20 protein-coding genes are annotated in these 21,743 nt (G+C 61.5%); 19 read left to right on the forward strand and 1 reads right to left on the reverse strand.

The features are described 5' to 3' along the window. From FFS49_RS38025 to FFS49_RS38100, 16 genes are all read left to right on the forward strand, one after another. Window positions 1-316 (forward strand): TraV family lipoprotein (locus tag FFS49_RS38025; RefSeq protein ID WP_137951054.1); only part of this gene is annotated, 316 nt, incomplete at its 5' end. Window positions 317-330: 14 nt separating this feature from the next. Continuing rightward, the gene (gene traC / locus FFS49_RS38030) at window positions 331-2,925 is read left to right on the forward strand and encodes a type IV secretion system protein TraC (RefSeq protein WP_080322984.1); all 2,595 of its coding nucleotides are present in this window, start codon (window positions 331-333) and stop codon (window positions 2,923-2,925) included. A 2-nt stretch (window positions 2,926-2,927) separates the two neighbouring features. Next, the gene (locus FFS49_RS38035; protein ID WP_249362248.1) at window positions 2,928-3,296 is read left to right on the forward strand and encodes a TrbI F-type domain-containing protein; all 369 of its coding nucleotides are present in this window, start codon (window positions 2,928-2,930) and stop codon (window positions 3,294-3,296) included. Between the two features lie 214 nt (window positions 3,297-3,510). After that, on the forward strand, window positions 3,511-4,020 hold the full coding sequence (locus tag FFS49_RS38040; RefSeq protein ID WP_137910243.1) for a S26 family signal peptidase: 510 nt from the start codon (window positions 3,511-3,513) through the stop codon (window positions 4,018-4,020). Further along, window positions 4,007-4,912 carry a type-F conjugative transfer system protein TraW gene (traW, locus tag FFS49_RS38045; protein ID WP_349291138.1) on the forward strand — a complete coding sequence of 302 codons (906 nt, stop codon included), beginning with the start codon at window positions 4,007-4,009 and terminating at the stop codon, window positions 4,910-4,912. The genes FFS49_RS38040 and traW overlap by 14 nt, the downstream gene beginning before the upstream one ends. Before the next feature lie 46 nt (window positions 4,913-4,958). After that, window positions 4,959-5,651 (forward strand): hypothetical protein, encoded by a 693-nt coding sequence (locus FFS49_RS38050; RefSeq protein WP_137910242.1) that lies wholly within the window; start codon window positions 4,959-4,961, stop codon window positions 5,649-5,651. Then, window positions 5,648-6,679 (forward strand): conjugal transfer pilus assembly protein TraU, encoded by a 1,032-nt coding sequence (gene traU / locus FFS49_RS38055; protein ID WP_137910241.1) that lies wholly within the window; start codon window positions 5,648-5,650, stop codon window positions 6,677-6,679. The genes FFS49_RS38050 and traU overlap by 4 nt, the downstream gene beginning before the upstream one ends. Continuing rightward, entirely contained in the window at window positions 6,676-7,464 is a 789-nt protein-coding gene (trbC, locus tag FFS49_RS38060) for a type-F conjugative transfer system pilin assembly protein TrbC (RefSeq protein ID WP_137910240.1), read from the forward strand. The genes traU and trbC overlap by 4 nt, the downstream gene beginning before the upstream one ends. A gap of 5 nt (window positions 7,465-7,469) precedes the next feature. Then, the gene (locus FFS49_RS38065; protein WP_249362249.1) at window positions 7,470-8,750 is read left to right on the forward strand and encodes a hypothetical protein; all 1,281 of its coding nucleotides are present in this window, start codon (window positions 7,470-7,472) and stop codon (window positions 8,748-8,750) included. After that, the gene (locus FFS49_RS38070; protein ID WP_249362250.1) at window positions 8,717-10,027 is read left to right on the forward strand and encodes a conjugal transfer protein TraN; all 1,311 of its coding nucleotides are present in this window, start codon (window positions 8,717-8,719) and stop codon (window positions 10,025-10,027) included. Before FFS49_RS38065 ends, FFS49_RS38070 begins: the two co-directional genes overlap by 34 nt. Then, window positions 10,024-10,416: a hypothetical protein gene (locus FFS49_RS38075; RefSeq protein ID WP_137910238.1), complete on the forward strand. Its 393-nt coding sequence runs from the start codon at window positions 10,024-10,026 to the stop codon at window positions 10,414-10,416. Before FFS49_RS38070 ends, FFS49_RS38075 begins: the two co-directional genes overlap by 4 nt. 57 nt (window positions 10,417-10,473) lie before the next feature. Further along, window positions 10,474-10,974, forward strand: a complete 501-nt coding sequence (locus FFS49_RS42280) for a hypothetical protein (RefSeq protein WP_171026901.1) — start codon at window positions 10,474-10,476, stop codon at window positions 10,972-10,974. Further along, a complete protein-coding gene (locus tag FFS49_RS38085; RefSeq protein WP_249362251.1) occupies window positions 10,971-11,936 on the forward strand; it encodes a hypothetical protein in 966 nt (321 codons plus the stop codon). The genes FFS49_RS42280 and FFS49_RS38085 overlap by 4 nt, the downstream gene beginning before the upstream one ends. Further along, window positions 11,933-12,742 carry a conjugal transfer protein TraF gene (locus tag FFS49_RS38090; RefSeq protein WP_137910235.1) on the forward strand — a complete coding sequence of 270 codons (810 nt, stop codon included), beginning with the start codon at window positions 11,933-11,935 and terminating at the stop codon, window positions 12,740-12,742. Before FFS49_RS38085 ends, FFS49_RS38090 begins: the two co-directional genes overlap by 4 nt. After that, window positions 12,742-14,187: a conjugal transfer protein TraH gene (locus FFS49_RS38095; protein WP_058904055.1), complete on the forward strand. Its 1,446-nt coding sequence runs from the start codon at window positions 12,742-12,744 to the stop codon at window positions 14,185-14,187. The genes FFS49_RS38090 and FFS49_RS38095 overlap by 1 nt, the downstream gene beginning before the upstream one ends. Continuing rightward, window positions 14,184-18,128, forward strand: a complete 3,945-nt coding sequence (locus tag FFS49_RS38100; RefSeq protein ID WP_137910234.1) for a conjugal transfer protein TraG N-terminal domain-containing protein — start codon at window positions 14,184-14,186, stop codon at window positions 18,126-18,128. The genes FFS49_RS38095 and FFS49_RS38100 overlap by 4 nt, the downstream gene beginning before the upstream one ends. 43 nt (window positions 18,129-18,171) lie before the next feature. Here the strand turns inward: FFS49_RS38100 and FFS49_RS38105 are convergent, their stop codons facing one another. Next, entirely contained in the window at window positions 18,172-18,558 is a 387-nt protein-coding gene (locus FFS49_RS38105; protein ID WP_053526289.1) for a hypothetical protein, read from the reverse strand. 263 nt (window positions 18,559-18,821) lie between these two features. On the opposite strand from FFS49_RS38105, the gene FFS49_RS38110 reads away from it, so the two are divergent. From FFS49_RS38110 to FFS49_RS38120, 3 genes are read left to right on the forward strand one after another with little or no spacing between them, the layout of a single operon-like run. Next, complete coding sequence (locus FFS49_RS38110) at window positions 18,822-19,448, forward strand: phospholipase D family protein (protein ID WP_137910233.1); 627 nt, start codon at window positions 18,822-18,824, stop codon at window positions 19,446-19,448. A gap of 44 nt (window positions 19,449-19,492) precedes the next feature. Next, a complete protein-coding gene (locus FFS49_RS38115; protein ID WP_053526287.1) occupies window positions 19,493-19,741 on the forward strand; it encodes a hypothetical protein in 249 nt (82 codons plus the stop codon). A 14-nt stretch (window positions 19,742-19,755) separates the two neighbouring features. Further along, entirely contained in the window at window positions 19,756-21,735 is a 1,980-nt protein-coding gene (locus FFS49_RS38120) for a zeta toxin family protein (protein ID WP_137910232.1), read from the forward strand. Window positions 21,736-21,743 lie beyond the last annotated feature (8 nt).

Consider the following 21,743-nt stretch of genomic DNA (forward strand, 5'->3'; position numbering starts at 1 on the left):
CATCTGGTTCGCGCCGTGGCAGGACGCGGACTCCGACTTGCACGATCAGGAGTACGTCTATCTGATCGTCGATCCTGGCCACTGGTCTATCGCGCACAACCAGCAGCGCATCCAGGCCGCGTTCCGGCCGGTGAAGCCGCCGACACCTGCGCCGGATGTTGGCAGCAGCGTCAGCAAGGCAGCTATCTCTAGCTCCAACACCGATTCGACGTCGGGTTCGATCTCGAGTGCCGATCGGGTCATGCAGGGAATTCTCACGCCCGCCGGCGCAGTCGACCGTGCAGCGGCTGCGATGCCTGCAGCGGCGGACCACTGATTCAGGAGCCATCGATGAGCACCTTGCAGGCCTGGATTGATGACGCGAAATCGCTCGCGCGAACAGCGATCAGCGAAGCAATTCTCGGCACCGAGGATGATCTCGGACCGCCCGCCCCCGTTGCCGCGGACCAGCGGCGCATCGAGACCGTCGGGCTTCATAACCTGCTGCCGTATGACCAGTACGACCCCGCCACCGAGCTCTACTACAACACGGATTCGGTTGGCTTCGTGCTCGCGGTTGCACCGCAGACCGGCGCCGATGCGGAGTTGACCCGCAGTCTCCACGGCCTATATGACTCAGTTCCTGCCGGCTATGGGCTCCAATGGATGCTGCTGGGCGACCCCATTATCGAGGAGTCGTTGAACGCCTACGTCGATCTTCGGCGCGAGTACGCCGAAGCGGGACGTGCACCCTCATTCTATCTGGAACAGGCGGAGCGCCGCGCCGCGTTCATCCGCGGCAAACTCGGCCAGCCGCTGTTTCTTGGCCAAAACTACTCGATCACGGACAAGCGGCTGTTGCTGTCGATCGTGCGCAAGGGCTCGCTCGACGATCTGAAGCTGATCGAAGAAATCCAGAATGTTCGCGACGTCGTCGCCGCGACGTTGAGTTCCGCAAGCCTGGCAAGCCGTACTGCGGAGCCAAACGATTTGCTGCGTTTTCTCTGGCCGATCCTCAACCCCGGTGCGTTCTTTGGCGATGGGGCTGAAACGATCGATCAGACCTACAGCGACGACAAGCCCATACGTGACCAACTGACGGCTTTCGGTCACCACATGCGTGTGAAGGCGAAGCATTTGCTTTATGGAGTGCCGCCCGAGGATGCGGACGAGCCCGACGCACGCATCGCCGTGCGCAGCTTTGGCGTGCACCAGTATCCGAATAGCAAAGAGCTGTGGGAGATGAACAACATCGTAGGCTCGCTTTTCAACGATGTCCATCAATACCCCTGCCCGTACCTGATCACGCTCGGCGTCCTGATTCTCGATCAAACTGCCGTCGAGACACGGGCCGCTTTGCGTAGTGCTCGCGCGACACAGAACGCCGAATCTAAGATCGCGAAGCTGCAGCCGGAACTTGCCCTGCAGAACAGGGACTGGAAGGCAGTCTCGATGCAGCTCACGCAAGGCGGTTCGATGTGTGAGCTCTATCACACGCTGACGCTCTTCGCCCCGCGCAAGAAGATGGAGCAGTGTGTGGCGGCCGCGAAGGGGATCTGGCGCTCGGAGCGCTTCAAGCTGTTCCCGATGCTGACCCAGCAGCTCACAACATTCCTGTCGGCGCTGCCCATGATGCTGACAAGCGACATGCGGGACGACCTCAAGAAGTTTCGGTTGATCACTACCAAGACCACCGTGAACGCGACCGATATGGCGCCAGTGCTCGGCGAGTGGTCGGGTACCAATGGTCGAGCCAACCTGCTCTTTTTTGGGCGCCGCGGTACCCCCGCGCTCGTAGACATCTATTCGAGCGGGACGAATTACAACGGCTTCGTTGATGGTACTTCCGGCGCCGGCAAATCGGTGCTCTTGAACGAAATCATCGCAGCGTTTCGCTCGGTCGGTGGAATCGTGCGTATCTGCGACGTGGGCTACTCGTATGAAAAGCAGATCGACATGGGCGACGGCCAGTACATCGACTTCAAGCCTGGGTCGCGAATTGTCATCAATGCGTTTTCCACTGCTGGCATCGATACCGAAAATGGCCTCGATAGCGAGGTGAAATTCATCCGGCCGATCATCGCGCGCATGGTATCGCCGACCGCTCCTATCACTCCGTTCGAGGGCGCGTTGCTCGATGTCGCAGTGCGCATTGTATGGAAGGACTATGGCCAGGACGGTAGTCCCACGTTAGTGCGAGACGCCCTGCTGAGCCTGAAGGACCAGAACGGGCACCCCGAGCGCATCGCGTACGAGCTTGCCGTACGTCTCGAACCGTTCTGCAAGGGGGGCGTTTACGGCGACTACGTCAATGGGCGCACCAACGTCCGACTCGACAACGAAGTGGTCGGACTTGAGCTCGAGCACCTCAACAGCGATCCCCAGCTGCGCACGGTGATCATGCTCGGCCTGACCAATCAGGTCACCAACGAAATGTACCGCTTTGACCGGTCGCGGCCGAAGCTGTTCCTGCAGGACGAGGGCTGGCAGATCGTCGGTGACGATCAAGAATCGGCCGACTTCATGGAAGAAGGGTATCGGCGTGCGCGCAAATACGAAGGCAGCTTCTTTTTCGCGACGCAGGGGATCACCGATGCAGGGATGAACAAGGCTACGCAGGCCGCCTTCGACAACTCCGCATGGAAGTTCCACCTCAAGCAAAGCGACGACACGCTCAAGAAGATCGAGAAGGGTGATGTGATGGATCTGTCACCGGGGTTGAAGCGCATGTTGAAGTCGCTGCGTCCGGTGCCGGGTCGCTATAGCGAGTTCGTCCTTGTCGACCCGAACGGGGGCACGCACCTGCTGCGCCATATCCCCGACGAATTCACGCTGGCCATGGCAACCACCAAGGGGCCCGACTACGAATTCATGGAGCAGTTGCGTACCACCGGCACCTCCACCGAGGACGCCATCCGCGCCCTGATCCAAGCCAAACGGAAATGAACATGCGACACGACCTCGTACTCACCGGCCTTATCTCGATCGGCGCTTCGTTGTTGCTGGGCTCCCCGCTCGTCTACTTCTGGACGCAACGCGAAAAAGTTGCGCCGGTCGTCGTGGTCGACGTGCAGAAGCTCATCAGCGATGAGCAAGAAACATTGCTGAAAACCTTCAACAACGGCGATCCCGTCCATATGACGGACGACGCGAAGAACAAGGCGACCCAACACGCCGGCGATTACGCAAAGCGCCTGTCGGCCGCGCTGGACCAGCTCGGCTTGCAGTGTGGCTGCGTGGTGATCAACAAAGCTGCCGTGCTTGCAGGTGATGCGCCCGATCTCACGGACCTGATCGCCAAGAGGATCGCCAAATGACTCGTCTCCGGTTGACGGTGCCGCCCCGGTTTTCGGCGCGCACGCGTGGAATCGAAACGGCGGGAGAACGATTCGCGCCGACCGACGTTGGTGATTACCTGGCCGCCTCGGCCAGTACTGGTGCGGCGGTCCTTGCAAACGTAACGACGCATGTCGCCATTTCCCAATCGGCGTGCGCGATGGCTGCAACGACCGACCTTCGAGGAGATGAACAGTGATCGCGCTCGTCGCCTACTCCAGCGGCCTGGCTCGCTATCGACGGTTTGTTCGCACCGTGGTCGCCCTGACGATCGTCGCGGCCGTCGCATGGGGCCTCACGCCCTGGTATGGGCTGACGTTCAACATGTCGACCAGTCTGCCGGGGACGCTCTATTTCATCCGCAAGGGCCCCTGTCGGCCGCGCCTCGGCGACACCATCGCATTTCGGTGGCACGGGGGGGCGACCTACCCCGCAGGACTGACCTTCATCAAACACGTGGCTGGTCTGCCTGGCGATGTCGTGCGCGTGATTGGCCGGAATGTCTGGGTCAATCAGACCTATATCGGCTACGCGAAGCCACTCTCACTTGCAGGGATGGCGCTGTTTCCGACCGAGGACGGTGTGATTCCACCCAGACACTACTTTGTTGCCACGCCGAGCCCGGACAGCCTCGATTCGCGGTACTCGATCGTCGGCACCGTTCCCCAGTACGCAATCGTCGGGGAGGCCTATGAAATTTTTTGACCAATGCCGCGCCCTCAGCGCGTCGGCCGGCGCTTCGACTGGAGGCTCAGATGGTTCTGATGCTTGCGATCGGCTTGTTGATATTGGCCGTGTGGATGAGCGTGACTCTGCTCTTTCTAGGAGTGGGGCTCCTGGCGGCCTGCTTTATCGGCATGTTATTGGAACGCCTCTTTTATTTATCTTTGAAATGCTGCGCCCGGAGATAAGGCGCGCCGGCTCCCTTGGTGGCGGCCCGCAACTACGGCCGCGTGTGCGGCGCACAGCAGTCGCATGGATCTCGGCATTGCTGCTGGCGGTATGTCCACTTTCCGCAGTCGCGGAGGACTTGGGTGTCGTTGGCCCGACGTATCCGATTGCAGAGCACGACGCGATTGCGATGCTGAAGCATCGTCTGGTTGAGCTGCAAGCCAATGGCGGGCTGGCGGCCATCGAGCGCCGGGCGCGTCAGCGCGCGCTGCATGACATCACGTCCCTGCCACCAGTGCCGGGAATTTCGACCGTTAGCGAGTACTCGAGTCGGTTGATTGATCCCACGGTGACCTACGCAAAACCCGTCACCAATGATGAGGGTGCCGTGATCGTCGCAGCCGGCACGCGTATCAATCCGCTCGACATTGTGACGCTGCACGAGCGCCTGGTGTTCTTCGACGGCCGTGATGCGTCGCAGGTAAAGGCGGTCCAGGCGCTCGCGGCCCGCTCCGGCGATTCAATCAAACCGATCCTGACTGCGGGCTCGTGGCTTGAGTTGACGAAGTCGTGGAAACGGCAAGTGTATTTCGATCAGCAGGGGCGACTTAGCCAGCGTTTCGGGATCACCCGCGTGCCGGCCGTGATCAGCCAGCGCGGTAACCAGCTACTTCTTGAGGAAGAGCCCGCGGCTCAGCTGCGTTGACGCTTCGACGAAACCACCTGTTACCTCCCAATCTACCGGAATCGCGATGAACAACTATGACCGTCTGGACTTCTCTGCCGCCCCGGCCGTTATCGACGGCGTTGAGAAAAACTCGGCCGACGACCGCGCTGCTGCTCTTCAGCACTTCAATGTGACAGGCGAGCCGACGCGGTATGTCGTCGACGTCACGAATGATCAGGTCGTGGTTTCAGGAAAGGGTGTGCTCGCAACTTACTACTGGCGCGCGAGCCCCTACGACAGCAGGGTCGCTCGGCTTTCCATTCAACCTGTCCGCCAGATCGTAGGAGACAGCAGCGGGGAAAGCTTTCGTGTTGTGGCGGGTGCTGTAGACGATGTACATCGTCCTCCTGCTGTCCTCGCCGACCATCTGAGCGAGGTCGAAGCTGTCGAGCTGATCGGTCTCATCGAGACGGGTGTGAAGGCGGCCCTCGGTATCGGCGTTGTGCCGACCCATGCCGTCCAGCTGGATGTGCCCGTTCCCCTCTCTGGCACCGTCGAGCAGGCTCGTCGTTCGATCAGTTCGAAGTTGCTCGACATCCTGGCCACGGCGACGTCACGCGTGGTCTGGGTAATCGCTTGGGGCGTAGCCGGTGCTGTGACCGGCGGTGTTGCGGTGGTCCTCCTGCCAATCGTCTACCGCCTTGGCCATCAAGTCGGCGCACACCTGGTCGATTTTGCCTTCGATGTGTATCCGGCATTGCGGGGGCTGCTTTCGTGAACATACGCCATCTCCCTCGCCGCTGGATTTTCGCGATCGCGCTGGTTGCCAGCTGCGTCTCGTTCTCGGCGCCGGCCGATGCGGGTCAGTGTGTCGGTCGATTCGCCAATCCGATCACCGATATCTGCTGGGAATGCGCATTCCCGATGGCCATCGGTAGCGTCACGTTCCTCAATATGGGGCAGGACGACACTCCGAACCCGGGCGGATTCCTTTGCTTCTGCAACGGCACGTTCGGGGTCAAGTTCAGCTTCTGGGAACCGATCCGGCGCGTCGACGTCACGCGCTCACCCTACTGCTTCGTGTCGCTCGGCGGGATCTCGCTTAACCCCGGCATCCACGCCCCGGAGGGGGAAGTACGCGAGCAGAAGGACGACACCAAGCAGAGCTTCTATCAAGTGCACTGGTACACAGATCCGGTCATGTACTACACGGAGATCCTGCTCGACGATCCGTGCATGGAGACGGGCAGTTTCGACGTCGCGTACATGACCGAAGTCGATCCGACCTGGAGCGACGACGATCTCACCATGCTCCTCGAGCCGGAGACTTACCTGTTCGGCAGTCCGATTGCCCAGGCCGCGTGCGCAGGTGACTGCGTGCTATCGAGCCTCGGTTTCGGGAGCAACCTGCTCTTCTGGTGCGCGGGCTGCAACGGCTCGATCTATCCCTTCAACGGTCACGTCCAGGCGCATGTGTCCGCCATCCAGGCGTCGTCGCTACTGGTCGAGCGGATGACCGCAAAGTTGCATCGCGAGGGCTTGATGTGGGGCACGACAGGTGACGGCGCGATGTGTGGCTACTACCTGCAGCCCGTGATGGACAAGACCCAATACAAGTACACGATGCTCTACCCCGTTGCGCAAACCGACCAGATAAATGGTCAGTGCTGTCAGCCGTATGGCCGCACGTCGGCGCTCTGGGGTGCCGGAAAAATGATCCCGTACACGGGAGAGGACTTCGCGTACGAGATTTTCCGCAAACGCAACTGCTGCATGGGTGCGAACCTCGGAGACCTGCCCCAATGAATCGGCTGACTTTCTCCATCGTAGCCGCCGGCACGATCACCCTCGCCGCTGTTCCCGTGTTTGGACAAACCGTGTCGAACGACGCGCTTGCGCGCGGGCAGCAACAGATCGATACGACGCGCCGAGCGACCTTCGATGCGGCAGCCAGCGGCACCGCGCGCTATCGCGGCGCGATGCCATCGTCGGATGCGATTGACGCCGAGATGCGCCGTATCCAGGGCAATCGCGATCGGCAAATGGATCAGGCGGCAGCAAAGGCGGCTCACGATGGCAACGCATTCCCGAACCTGCCTACGCCGGCGCCAGTCGCCGCCGGTGCAGATCCGCTCGCCGTTGCGAAAAGGTACGAAAGCCGTACGCAGCGCCGTGTAACGGATTCCTTCGTCGCCTTCGCGAGCTTCTCCATGCCCGCTGCCTCGCTCGTACGCCTGGTGAAGACCATGAATCTGGCCGGCGGAACTGTGGTGTTCCGGGGCTTCAAAAATGACTCGTTGAAGGCGACGGCCGCGGAAATGCAGCGGCTAGGAATTGCGTCCGGCGGCATCGTCGTCAACCCGAAGGTGTTCACGCAGTATCGCATCGCCCGTGTGCCCGCCTATGTCGTCACACGGGGCGGAGACGCCAACAGTCAGATCGACAGCAGCGGTTGTGCCCTGCCGGCGTCGTACGTTTCCCTGTCGGGCGACGTGACGCCCGCGTACGCCCTCCGCCAGATCGTCGATCACAGCCCTACCTACGCGGGGATCGCCGAGCGATATCTCCGTGCACTGGGGGATGTCGAATGAACGGAATGCGGGCAACCCTGCGCCGAAGCGCACCACTGGCCATCGCGACGGTTCTTGCAGCGGTCGCCGTGTGCGCTGCCGCGGACGCCCCATCTACCGGGTCAGCGTTTACTGAAGGCCAGTCGTTCGGTAAGTCAGGAATGAACGCGGCTCACGGAAGCATCAGTGGCGGTAGCTCGAACGTGCCGAACTACACGAACCAGGACGGCGAACTGACGCCGCTGTATGGCGGTGGGCAGGGCAGTCTCGGGCCCGCGGGCTCCGGCAAGGAAGCGGATTGCTCGACGCAGCCAGCCAATCCAAGTGCCTATTGGCGTCAGGAATGCGATGCCGTGAATTACCTCGCGAAGAAGCCGCCCAATCGCATGCCGATCACCGCGAGCGATCCGATTGTGACCGGAAGCAAGGGCACGATCAATAACCCCGGGTCTACGACGAATTCGCAGGACTGCCACAACGTGACGTCTACCGTGCCTGCAACCTACCGGAAGGAAACCTGCGAGCAAGCCGTGGGTACTCAAACATATACGTGCAACCGCATCAACGACCCCGTCTGCACCGAGCCCTACCAAGGCTGTGCAGCTGGCGGAGTCGTCGAGGGAAGCTTCAACGGCGGGTTTGCCTCGCGCCTGGCATCGAACTCTGCGCTCTGGAATTTCGGCGCGGACACGGGCTATCACGACAACTCGGGCTACAACGGACTTACCGTGTCCGGTTCGATGAGCTTCAGCGTCCAGAACCTTGGTCAGATCGGTACCGCAGTCATCAGCCAGATCACGGCAAACAATACGCTGCGCAGCGTCGACGTTAACGGTGTCACGGTCTACACAGATGCGCCGGACGGCGGGCGCATTCTCCAATGCGGGGAGGCGACGCTGCCGGCGTCGGCCGGCGGGATTGATGGACGGCAAACCACTGGCTATCTTGCCGCGTCCTCGCCTGGTGTGACCTTTACACACAATTTGATTTACAACGGCATTCGGAGTGTGTGCTCGGACAAAACTGCCTTCACGGCAGACGGCGGTCTGACCGAATACAGACCGTTCTTCACCTTCGGTAGCGAGTACGAGGGGAACCCGTCGTCCATTGCACCCAACACCGACATCCGCTCGTATTTGCACGAAGGCATCAATACCGTCGAAATTCAGGCGGCGATAGGCGGATACGGTTTCCAGGGCGGTGGGCAAGCTCGAGTTCAGCTGACGCTGAACCAGATCTGCACCGCGACTTGCACGCCGAACTGGATCGACCAGTGCAGCTCGTTCGAACAGCGGGCGGCACAATGAAGATCCGCGCTCTCACGTTCGCCGCGCGTGCGTTCAGCTTCGTCGGCAATGTAATGGTGGTCACCCTGCTCGCCGCGCCGGTAGCGTATGCCGCGCCAACCTGCCAACGCACTGGTTCAACCTGCATCGAAGCGGCCGGCACACGTGTCATCAACGGGATCCCGCTCTACCAGGATTGCTGGAATTACCAAGATACGTACGAATGCCAAGCCGCTTCCACCGTTAACGACTGCACGCCATTGCAGCAGCAAGGCTGCGGCCTGGTGAACCAGCAGTGTGTGTCATACAACGACGCGGTGCCGGGAAGCTGCGACACGATGCAGTACACGTATCAGTGTCTCGATACCCCGGCGCACACGACGACCGTCACTCAATGCACGAACACGATGTGCGCACCGGGCGCCGGATGCTTCTCGTCGAGTAGTGGTGCAGACGGCGCGCTCGGCAAGGTCGTAGCGGGGCTGGAAACCGGACGCGAAGCCGGCGCCTACGGCGTCGGTGGCGGTAACGTGAACATTTTCAAAGGCTACGACAGCAGCTGCTCGATCAAGGTGCTGGGCGGCCTCGAAATCAAGAGCTGTTGCACCAGCAACGGCGGCGGTGCAGCTTACTCGAACAACGCGATTGGAAGCGCCGCAGTCAGTGCCGGACTGTCGGTTGCCGGAACGACGGCCAAACAGGGCATCGCGTTAGGGTCGAAGTATGTCTTTGACCAGCTGTACGAAACGGTCGATAGCTCGATCGTGAATTCTGGTCTGCTGCAGATGGGCGCGTGGGCGGACAGGGCGTTGTCCACCTCCGGAACGTTTGGTGCCTACGGCTTTAGTTTCTCGTTCTCTCTGACCAATGGCGTTCAGCTCGCTGATTTCAATCCGTACGTATTCGCGGCCGAGATCGCTGCGCAGTTGATCCAGATGTGGCTCGCATGTTCCCCTGACGAGCAGGTGCTCAGTTTGAAGCGTGGCCAGAACCTCTGTGTCCAGTACAACCAGGGCTGCTCCAAGCGCGTGCTCGGCGTGTGCGTCGAGGAAAAGAAGAGCTACTGCTGTTTCAACTCGTTGATCGCGAAGCTCGTCAACCAGCAAGGCAAGGCGCAGCTCGGCATCCCGTTCGCCGGCTGCGGTGGCTTCACGGCCGACCAACTCCAGCGTATCGATTTCTCGAATATCGACTTTACCGAGTTCGTCAATTCGATCCAGTCCAAGGCCGTCGACGAGGACGCGATTCTGCAGCGCGTGCGGCAATCGATCGGAAGCGGCAAAGGGGTATCCCAATGAGGCACCTTGTCTCCGCAGCGCTTTTCACTGCGATCTTTGCGCTGTCGGCCGCCGCCTTTGCAGGCAGCTACGACGACTTCAGTGGAGTTCTCGTCGACGCGATTGATCACGGGTCAGCGTTTGGCGCGCTGCGTGGACCCGTTGCGGGTTCACTCATCACCAGGCTGCACGCCAACGGCCCGGTCTACATCACAGTTCGCCCGATCGGCGACTTGCCGCGGCCCGGGTGCAAGCGTCTGGATGTGCTGTTCGACGTCCGTGGAGTCCAGACCGAGGCAGGCGAAACCAGCGGTCGTCTGGACGTGAAGATGAACTACTGCCGCGATCGAATTCCGCCGATTGGCCTGACGCCGGCGGTGCCTTCCCAACCCTCGGGAGATGCACCGTGACGCAGCACTGCCCACTGGTTGCAGATTTCAAAACCCTCACGACGCAGGAGCGTTGAAATGTCCATCGAAAGCATGTTTCCCCCTTCGCGTTCCCGCTCGGACTGGGTCCAGGCGCTGCGGGCCAGCCTTCCCTGCTACGTGCTGCGCCTCTTCGTGGCCTTCGTCATTGTTCCGGCGGCCTTCCCAGTAGCTGGGCTCGCAGTGCTCAATCTCGGGTCGTTCACTGGTATGGCAAGGACCGTGCTCGAACAGGCTGCTGGAAGCGGCACGAATCCGGACACGATCCGACTGCGGACATGCACCGATACGGCCGCTCGCTACGCGCCGTCGGCCGCCATTTGTATGCACTGGCGCACTGATGACGTGCCCATCGCGACGCTTGCCCCTCAGGTGGGTCACGGCTTGTTCGTCACCTGGCTCGTTGCTGCCGCCATTACGCTTGCTGCGGACCTCGTCTGGTCTCCGCCCTCGCCTCTCGCACTGCGCAGACAACTCGACTCGATCGGACGGCAGCGTGCCGAACGTAGCAACGCAAGCCGCGAAGGAGAGGCGAAGTGAGACTGCAGATCACGATCACCAGCATGAGTGCCGCGCCGGAGCCCGACTTGCCGAGCCATCTTTTTGCTGGCGCCGGCAGTGACCGGGCGACCTTCCGGGTAACGCGGGGCGCCGCACCGTCGCGCGGAGCCATTTCCGCGTTGCTCGAGGACGCCATCGCAGATGTTTGCGTGACGAACTACGATCAGGCCACGGGGCAAGGCAGCTTCGTAGTTGTCGATGGACCGGCGCCGGCGGCCGGTACGACGATCGAGCTCGATGACGACGCGGTCGCGGATACGGTCGACTTGTCTGATCGGACGCTCCCGAGCTCGGGGGTGCCAATCCAACGACCTACGATCGAACAGTTTTACGACATGCTCAATCGGCACGACTGGTTTTTCGGTTACTCGGACGATTCCCGGGTATATCGGTACGGAAGCGACAACCTCGAACGGCTGAAGGAAATTGCAGGTTCCCTCGGCGGCGACCATGCCGCGCTTCTCGCAGCTTTCCAAAGGCATCACTTCTCCGGTGCGCCATGGTCGACCCCTAAGTGGGACAAGCCGTCTCGGCCCGCGAGCGGTGTCGTCAATATCCCGACGGCACCCTCGCCGGCGTTGACAGAACCGAGCCAGCAGCAAGATGGCCGACTTTCTGCCGAACAGCGTCACGTTCAGCACGACGACGACTTGCGCGAGTTTGCTGCATATCAGCGACATTGCATTTCGAACGTAGTTGACGCGGCTTTCGCCTGGCGGAACGCACGTCGTGCGTTTATGGGCGCTGCGGCGGTGTTGCACAAGCCCAGGGCTCGAAGTCAATTCCTTTGGATTCTCGGAGGGCGGTGGCGTCAATCCGATGCAGCCGAACAGGTCAAAGCCGCGCAGTCTTTGGGTTTCGCGGAAGTGCAACTCGAGCAGGCACTCGGGCAATTGATGGACGCCGGCTATCACGTCGACGCGCAGCGGGGCCAGCCATGAGCGCATTCCGAGGCTTCCGGCTCGCGGTAGCGATCCTGCTTCCTGCAGCGCTGCTGGCGTCGCCGATCGCGGACGCTGACGGGTTGGACTACAAGTCCGCCTGGAGCTGCGACGGGCAGGAGAAATTCAACTGGTACTGCGATGACGACAAGCCTGCGGCGCCGGCGGGTGCGAGCGCGGCCAAACCGGCCGATTCCGACGACTTCGACCAGATCAAGTCGGCCGATGAGATGCGCGAGGCCCTGAAGCACCGACTCGACGTCGCGAACATGGACCCGACGCCAGAGCACATCAAGGAGTACATCAAGCTCTGGGAGTACGTCCAGCAAAAGAGCGCGGTCTTTGCCGATCAATGGCGCCGGGTTGTGTGGCAGAACCCGAGTCTCGATTACTCGCTCAAGCGTCCGACTAACAACGTCGCTGTCCATACCTACGACCGGACCCGAGATTCGGACCAAGACGGGCAGCTGCGTGCGCTCGCGCAGAAGCATGGCCTGATTTTCTTCTTCCGCTCGGACTGCCCGTATTGCCACGCGATGGCCCCGACGATTGTGCTGCTCGCGCAGCGCTATGGCATCGACGTGTTGCCCGTTTCGCTGGACGGTCGGGGCATTGGTGAGTTTCCGAACCCGACGCCTGACCATGGGCAGGCGTCGGTGTGGGGCGTCCAGCAGGTGCCCGCCCTCTTCATCGCATCGAAAGAGACGGGCGATCACGCAATGATCGGCTCGGGAACGATGTCCCTCCAGGACATCATCGATCGTATCTTCGTTCTCACTGCCTCGCAGCCTGGGGAGCTCTTCTAATGAAACCGACACGCTGGATTGCCGCACTGACGGCTGCAGTGTTTGCCATTGCCCCAGTCTGTTCGAGCGCGATGTCGATGCAGCAGGTCTTCGACTCGATCAACGCCATGGGCAACGTATCGAGCCCCCGTGCGTTGCAGGGCGAGACGATGGATATGTACAGCGGCGGAAGCGTGTTCATGCGTACGCCACACAAGACTTACCAGCTCGCGAGTGTCACCGCCCCGGAATGGGGTGCCGGTTGCGGCGGGATCGACCTGTTTGCCGGTGGGTTCAGCTTTATCAATAAAGAGCAGTTTGTTGCGCTGCTGCGCAACATCGGCTCGAACGCCTTGGGCTACGCATTCAAGCTTGCCCTGCAGAACCTCTGCCCGACCTGCGACAACGTCATGCAGTCGCTGCAGACCATCGCCCGCGACGTCAACCGGATGAACATCGACTCGTGCCAGGCCGCGGAGGGCATCGTCAATGCGGTGACGCCTGTTGCATGGAAAAAAGAGCAGGCGAACTTGGCCGACACGCTCGGGCCATTCACGAACCTGTATTCGGATATGACCGATGCCTGGACAAATACCGGAAACAGCTCGGCGCAAGCGGCGCAGACGATCAATACGGCCACCGCATCGGATTCCAATCTCGCGGCCAAGCAGCCGTACGGCAATGTGACGTGGCAGGCGCTGCAGCAGCTCCCGGACCTGAGCACGTCGGATCGCGAATTCCTGATGTCGCTGGTGGGGACGGTCATTTTTCCTGACCCGTCGGATTCGGGCGGCACGGAGGTGAATCCTGTATTCCTGCCGCGAATCGGCAGCCTCACGGTGCAGGAATTGGTCGGTAACGATCCTGCCGCGAACTCCGGCACCACGATCCAAGTGTACGTGTGCGACGAAACGACGAAGTGCTTGAATCCGTCAGTGCAGGAAATTGGCTACACCCCCTTCCGCACCCTCGTACAGCAGAAGCTGCAGGTGATTACGGACGCGATCGCATCGCGCTCCGCGATCCCGAATCCGGCGGACACGTTTCGGTTTTTGAGCATGACCGACCTGCCGGTCTACAAAATGATCGCGGTCGGCACGCGCCTGAACAATTCGTCTCTGGCCGACCAACTGTTGAGTACCTACCAGTCGCTGATCGCAGCCAAGTATGCCGAAGCCTACATCCATGGATCCGCTGAAGATCTTCGACGAGCAATCGCGCGTTACGGGACGGTGAAATCCAGCACATCGCTGCTCGACGAGGCCACAAAGCTCAATACCAACATCGACACGGTCGAATCGGAAGCACGCAGCGTCGTAATGCAAGCCTTCAGCCAGACGTCGAACGCGTGGCAGCTGGTCGAGCAGCTCCAATCGATCGAGCGTGCGGTACACGCGAATGTGTCGTCGTCGCTTCGGAACTCGTTGGCGTTTGGCCAGACGTTGAACGGCGGGAGCACTCAATGAACATGGAAATCGACACCTATGGGAACGTCGATACCTTGTACTACGTCATGCAGGGTATTGCGTCTTTCATGGGCAGTGGCACCTGGACAGGTCTCATCCGTTACACGCTGTTGTGCGGGGTGGTGATCTGGACGATTGTCGCGCTCGGTCGGAAAGGCTATGAGATCTTCCGCTGGTTCGCCGCCGCAATGCTGATGACGCAGCTGCTGTTGCTGCCGGTTGAAAACGTGTTCATCACCGACGTCAACAACGTGCAGCCTACTCGCGAGGTGGACCACGTCCCGGTGTATCTCGCCGCGGTGGCCCAGAGCTTCACGCTTATCTCTCGAGTGCTGACACAGTCGTACGAAACGATTTTTTCGGTGCCGGATACGCTCACCCTGAAAAAGGGCGATGTGGGTTTCGGCATCTCAGTGCTTCAGAAGGTGAACAAGGCTGAAATCACCGATCCGGGGCTGCACGCCGACCTTATCCAGTTCTTCAAGGAGTGCACGGTCTACGACATCCAGGACGGCGCGATTGATCCGCGGACGATTATGAACGGCACGGACCCGTTCGATACGGTGTTCACGTCGACCAGCCCGGCACGGTACGTGACAACCAACACCCTCACCGCGAATCCTACGACGGACACCTGTTCAGCGACCGGAACCTTGCTGCTGCTGCGCGTACAGGATGCGGAGCAAGCAGCCGAGCAAATGTATGGCAGCGAGATGTATCCGGAGATCGCCGACCCCTCCATGGCGAAGGCGGAATTTGTCAACGCGATCGGCGATTCGTACGGCTTCATCCTCCAATCGTCGCAGAACGCGTCGTCGGCGCTGCGACAGGCAATGTTCAACAACGTGTGGCGTCAGGCGGGCGCCGAGCTTCCCGCGATGCTGAGCGATCCGGCGCGCGTGGCCGAGGTCAATGCGTTGATGAGCTCGGCCCAGGCTGCGGTGGCGACGAACGGTTCGCTAGCCTCCATGGCGATTCTGGCGAAGAACACGTTGCCGACCGTCCGCAACTACGCCGAAGCGATCATCTATGCGGTTTTCCCGCTCATTCTGGTGCTCTGCCTGATCAGCGGCGCTGACGGCGCCAAGCGAATCCTTGCGATGTATGCGAAGACGGTGGCGTGGGTATCTATCTGGCCGATGCTCTTCGCGGTAATCAACGGGCTGTCCCTGATTCACCTGAGCCATGAGATGCGCTCGATGTCGTTGCAGGCCGGCGTCCCGTTCGGGATGGCGGCGAAGTTCGGCCAGACGTTGCTCGACGAGCAGGCGCTGCTTGGATACATGGTGATTATTACGCCGCCCCTCGCCTGGATGTTGCTGAACTTCGCGTCGGCTGGCGTTGTAGGTGCATTCTCTCAACTGAGTGGCGCGTTGACCGGGTCTGCTCAGCAGATCGGTGGCCAGCAGGCGCAGGGCGATGAAAACATCGGCAACGTGCACATGGATTCGTCGTCGATCGATAACGCGTCGCGCAACGTGACCTCAGCGAACAAGTACGACAACTCCGTGCAATCGCGCACCGGTTCGATGAACGTCGATACCGGGACCGGTTCGGCCTTCACTAATTTTGCCAATGGCCTAATCGCTCGCACCGAGTTTCAAAACAGTCTCGGCGTTTCAGCGACTTCCCAGGACGCATTCGAGCGGTCTCTTGGCACCGACACCTCCACGGGTGTCGCCGCAAACCGAACTAATTCCACGTTCGCTGGGCGCGAGCAACTTGCGTCCAGCACGAACAGCGTCTCGAGCAGCCAGGAACGGGGAAGCTCGCAACGGCTCTCCGATGAATCGAGTTCCGGTACTCGGGCCTCCTCGACGCGGTCCGGCGAGCGCCGGACGTCAAACGACCAGCAGTACTCGGTCGATCAGGCACATTCCGTTGAAGGCCAAACGTCGCTTGGCGGAAGAGGCTCGATCATGCTCGGTGGCGGTTTTGATAAGTCGTTTGGTGACGATGCGCAACCGGCCGGCAATGTCGGGGGCGGCGGTGGCGGATCGTCCGGGGGTAATGGTCGAGGTCCGAGCGGCAGTGGGCGGGAGGGGCCCTCCAACCCCGCTGCGAACTCACCACTATTCAACCAAGCTGAAGAAGACCGGCTTGCGCGGAAGGCCGAGTCGCTCGGGAAAACGCCACAAGAGGTACAGGCGGTGCGCGACGCGTATCGAACGAAGGTCCGCGCGGCAGATTTTGCGACCGGTGGGGGCACTGGAAAGGGACGGTCCAGTCTTAAATTCGGGCTCGATGTGTCGGGTGAGGGGGGCTACACGCGATTCTGGCGAAATTCCGATGCGCAAAAGTTCGTCGATCAATACGGAAGTATGGGGGCCTATACCGAAAGCGATCAAGTTGGCCGCGAGGGCTCCCAGATCCACTCCGACTCGACGGGGATGGAGTCCGGGCAGCACGTTCGCAGCGACCGTTCCGCCTCTCTGACGGACCAGGTTTCATCTGGCTCTCGTGTTGCAGCGGATCTCACTCGCAGCGCAGACGTGCGCCAGCGCGGATCGACGCAAGTTGTTTCGCGCGTAGATACCTCGACCAACCTGATGACGCCTGAGAACCTGCAGGCCGTCGCAGCGCGCAACGGTATGCGATACAGCCAGCTGATGACGCTGCCCTCTCCGCAGATCGCTCAGTTGGTCGCCCAAGATGCAGCGATGCGCGACATCGTTTCGCGCAACTCGACATTGCCGACCACGGCTCGTGATGGGTCCGCTCTTCCTGCGAGCGGGATCGACGTCGTTCGCGAGGACCAACGCAACCAGTCAGGTGTTGGTGCAAGTGCGCCCGCGTCGTTCCAGCGATTTGCACGAGCCGTTGGACCGGTGGATACGAAACCCCTGGATGTTGCGACGCCGATGCCCCAAATCGTGACCGACGCTCAGCAGCGTGTGGAGGTTATGCAGCAACGGGTGGCAAGCGACTCCGCCGCGCCGATCCAGCAGGTGCATGACCACATCGATCCGTCGGCGGACAACAAGCCGCTCATGACGCCCGAGCGGGCGCCGGGCCGCTCGCTTTCCTCTCCGCCGGCGGCGACCCCAGCTTCCGATAGCAAGGGGCCCCTTTCGGCATGGGTGAACTCGATTCAGCCGACCGGGCCGGTTGGAACAACGTCCACCTCGGCACCTATTGAAAACTTCCTGCATCCGCGAACGACGGGAAATGGCCCGACTCTTGAAGCCGCTCGAGCGGCGGGAACCGGCACGGGCTCGCCCGCCAATCAACCGCGCCTGTCCGAATCTGATTTCAGGATCGTGACTCTGCCCTCCGGCAATGACCACATGTCAAATCGGCAGAGTGATCGTCGAGCGCCGGATGCTCTTGACGGGACATACAGCCGGCCGTCTCCGGAGCTATCCAGCCGTGATCAAGAAGCTATAGCGCGACCCGTCGACCCGATGCGGGATCACCGAGTGATTGACGATGGAAGTCAGGGACGTGGCGTGCCGACCGCTTCAATGAAGCGCAGCGGCGGGGTCTCAGTCGTGGCTCCGCGAATGACGGCCGTTAACTCCGGCTCGCGAGTCGACAACGTCAAGCCTGCGAATGCTGGTCCAGTGGGGGCTACGCCGGCGCCTACTGCGCCTCGATCGGCTGCCCGGAGCAGTTCGACGTCTGGTGGCGTCGGCCTCCAAACCGTCGGGTCACAAGTCGGCGGTGTTGAAAGAAAGATCGAGAGCGATCGCGCGCCGGCGGGGCCATTTGCCGCTGGAGCTGTCTCGCCTACGACACCTTCGCCGTACCCCGATGATCCCGCGATCGCCGGAAGCGAAGCACTGGTTCCGCGCGACGAGTCCGCGACCAGCGGCGCCGCCACTTCTCCGAGCGCTCAGGTCTCGCCGAGTCGACTAGGACGCGGTTCGGCCGATGACGAACGGGGAGTCAAGTCGATCCCGCGCGCGGACGTTGCAAACGATGACCCCAAGAACCAATGAAAAAGGGGCCTCGCGGCCCCCTCAGAACATGAAGAGCTTACTGTCACCAGTTTCGCAGAGAATCATTCGGCCCGTGGTAGGACTGCTTCCAGCTATTGGTGTACTCGTCGACAAAGCTACGCGACATGGCGAAATTATCGTCATATCCATCGCCCGACCGATCGATCATGGCGAGGTGTCCGAGTTTCGCGGCGATACCGATTTCTGCGAACACGCCGATTATGCAGGAAGAGAGAGCGCCAATCGCCAGAACGGTAAAGGGCAGCTGCATTACCGTAATCACGATGGCCGCAATCAGCAGCGTAGTGAGGTAACCCCACATGATTTTCCGGTAAATCAAGCGGCCACTACGCGATGCAATAAACGACGTGAAAACCGAGAAAATCACTGCCGCCAATATCGCCATGAAGTTTGCAAGCACGTAGTCCATGATAGGCGTCCCTGTACGCAATTAATGTTGACGTTACGCCTGATTTGGCGTACTGGCAAGTTAATCCTTGATAACGTCGCCCGTAGTAGCGTCAACTCATTTACGTCTTTAATTAGCGCGATCTCGACGGTGAGTCGGGCACGCCTGCTTGCGCTCACGTTTCCTGCCATTCTTCTTGCTGCTTGTGCCTCGGCACACGGTGACGATGCCTGCGCCCGCTCCTATTCCGCGAGCGGACGCACCTCCCACGTCGGGAGGTCGGCATGAAGTTTTTCCTCTTCCTCGCCCTCGCGGCCGGTGTCGGCTACTACGTGCTGCATGACGGGCCAACGCCGGATTTCGGAAATTTGTCGTCGTCCGTTGGGCATTATGCGAGCGCTCTGAAGCACCCGGCCGAAAACGCCTCACATTCGGAAAGCACCGGCTCTGGCGATCGCGCCTCCGTGCAATTCGCCACTTCGCCAGACGGCCAGGCCGAGGCCCTCGTGCTGAGCGTGATCGATAGCGCGCAGTCGGAGCTTGACGTCGCCGCTTACGAGCTCACCAATCGTCGCATCGTTACCCACCTGATCGAGCGCGCCCACGCTGGTGTGCAGGTTCGTGTTGTCCTCGACCGCTCGCAGCTTGACGGCCGCGGCTCGAAGCTCGCGGATCTCGTCGCGGCCGGAATACCGGTTCGCATCGACATGGCCGTACCGCTCATGCACGACAAGTTCATCGTCGCTGATAGCGATACGACCCAGACAGGCTCGATGAACTACACGCAGGCCGGTGCCAACCACAACGCGGAAAACGTCCTCGTCATCTGGCACCACGCCACGGTCGCCGCAGCCGTGCGCAGCGCGTGGACGCGGTTATGGAATGAATCGAAGCCTTACCCAGGGGTTTGACCCAGGAAGCACGCGCGCAAGCTTAATTTTTTCAGGAGAACACGATGCCTCATGTCGATTACGAAGTCGCCTGCCAAACGATCGGGCAGCTGATCGCCCACTATGTCGCCGTCATCGCTGAAGAGGAGTCGCGGTCGGAGCCGGATGCGGAGTGCATCGCGATAGCGGACGCAGAACGCAAGACTCTGGTTGCCGCTCGCGACGCGCTGCTTCCGGATGATGCGGTCGCGATCGCTCGTGCGCTGGACGTCTACGGCCTGCGTGTTCGTCGATTGAACCTCGGTCGCGCCTGACTCCGGAGCCCATCATGGACAATTTTCCGGATGTCGTGATGCAGCGCGCGTATGCGCGCGTGGAGCGCGAGGCGATTGACGGCAGTCGCGAGCAGGCTGAACCGAAGGCGATCCTCATCGGCGGCCAGCCCGGTGCCGGCAAGACGGCCCTCGCGCGTCAGGCGATGGGGGAACTCAACGAACGCGGTGGTGCCGTTTTGATCGACGCGGATCGCATGAGGGAGAACTTGCCGCAGTACAGCCGGCTTCTTCGCGAAGATCCGCGACACGCGGCCGACTTGACGCATGCCGACGCCGGTCGATGGGCCGGCCGGCTAACCACGGCCGCATCCGACGCGCGGCGTGATCTTGTGGTCGACGGGACGATGCGCAACCCCGATAGCCTGCGCAATCTGGCACGGCGGCTCAAGGAGCGCGGCTACACGCTGGAGGTTCGGGGCGTCGCTATGCCCGCCGAGGTGTCGCTCACACGTGCGCAGATGCGTACCGAGCGTGAAATCGCGACGACGGGCGTGGGGCGGGTTGTCAATCCCGAGCAGCACGACCAGGCGTATGCCGGCATGGTCGAAACGGTCGCGTTGCTCGAGCGAGAGAAGGCAGTGGATCGAATCTTGATCCTCGATAGGCATCACCGCGAGGTCTACCGCAACGAACTGCATAAGGGTGAATGGCGCGAGCCGCAAGCGGCCGCCGCGTCGATCGTGCATGAGCGCGAGCGTCCGATGACCCGCGACGAGATAGCCCATCACGTTCAAATGCTCGATGACATTCGTGACGCTCGTACAGGGCGAGGTGCGCCGGCACCGGAGATTTCCGACATCTCGCTGCGTCGTGAACAGGCGCTACGCGTCCGGGAGAGGGATGCGCAAGCACCGGCCAACGGGGCGTCTGCGGATGCGCGGCCGGCGCCGGAGCACGGCTTGCGCGACGTCCTCCGGTCAATGACCCGTGACGTGCCGAACCTCGGTGGCCGCTTCCCCGATCCGGTCGCCGTGGAAATCGTCGCGTCGCGTCATCTGCCGGCGCTCGAGGCCAGGCTTCGCTCGCACGGGATGACTCACCTGACACCGCTGGACGCCGGCGCGTCGTCGGTCGTGCTGGCGGCCGACGACAAGCATGTGGTGCGGCTCGGTACCGGCGATCTTGCCGTTCGGCCAAAAATTCCAGAGGTCTTGCAGCCGGTGGCGAGCGGCACCGAAGGCAATCTGCGATACGAAATCATGCCCCGCGCCGAAATGCGAGGCGTGACATCGGCCGACGTCGCGCGCACCGCCGATGCGCTTCGTCAGCGCGGTTACCACTGGGGCGATCAGGGCGTCGACAATCTGGGCATCGTGGACGGTCGTGTGGTAGTCGTCGATCCGGGTGGCATAGAGCCGGTACGCGAACGGGCCATTCTGCCGCCTGCACACCAACCGAATCAGGCGAAGACGGAGGTCGAAGTCGATACGGCGCGCGCGCCGCGCCGGCGTACCGTTGACCACGCACGCGACGCGGAGCGCGGCCGTGCGTTCGACACGCTGGGCCGTGACCAGGCGCTCGCCCTCTTCCCCGAGCTCGACGCGGCCTACCACCACCTCGAAACGCGGACCTCGATCAGCACGATTCCCCACAGCGAAATCGAACGCGCCAACCTGTCCGAGCAGATCCATCGCGGCCAGCTACCCGAGGGTGACGTGCCGGACGATGTTTCGCGCCGGGCGATCGGCCTGGCCGGCGATCACCACAACCTGATTTTGCGCGATGCGCAGCAGCTGGAGCGCCACTACCGCGGCGAGGTGCTCGCCAACTCGACGCACCACTCGTTGGTCAAGATCGGTCAGACCGTCGGCATCGTCTATCCGCGCGATCGATTGTCCCGCGACCTGGAGGTCGGCGAGCAGGTCGCGATTCAGTATTCGCCAGATAGCGCGCTGCACCAGGTCAAGGAGCGCGATCACGAAGCAGAACGCGCAGACCGATCACACGACCACCAGCTTTCTATCGAGCGATAGGGGCCGCC

The sequence above is a fragment of the Burkholderia sp. 4NA327C6 genome (assembly GCF_005502655.1).
Taxonomy (GTDB): domain Bacteria; phylum Pseudomonadota; class Gammaproteobacteria; order Burkholderiales; family Burkholderiaceae; genus Burkholderia; species Burkholderia contaminans.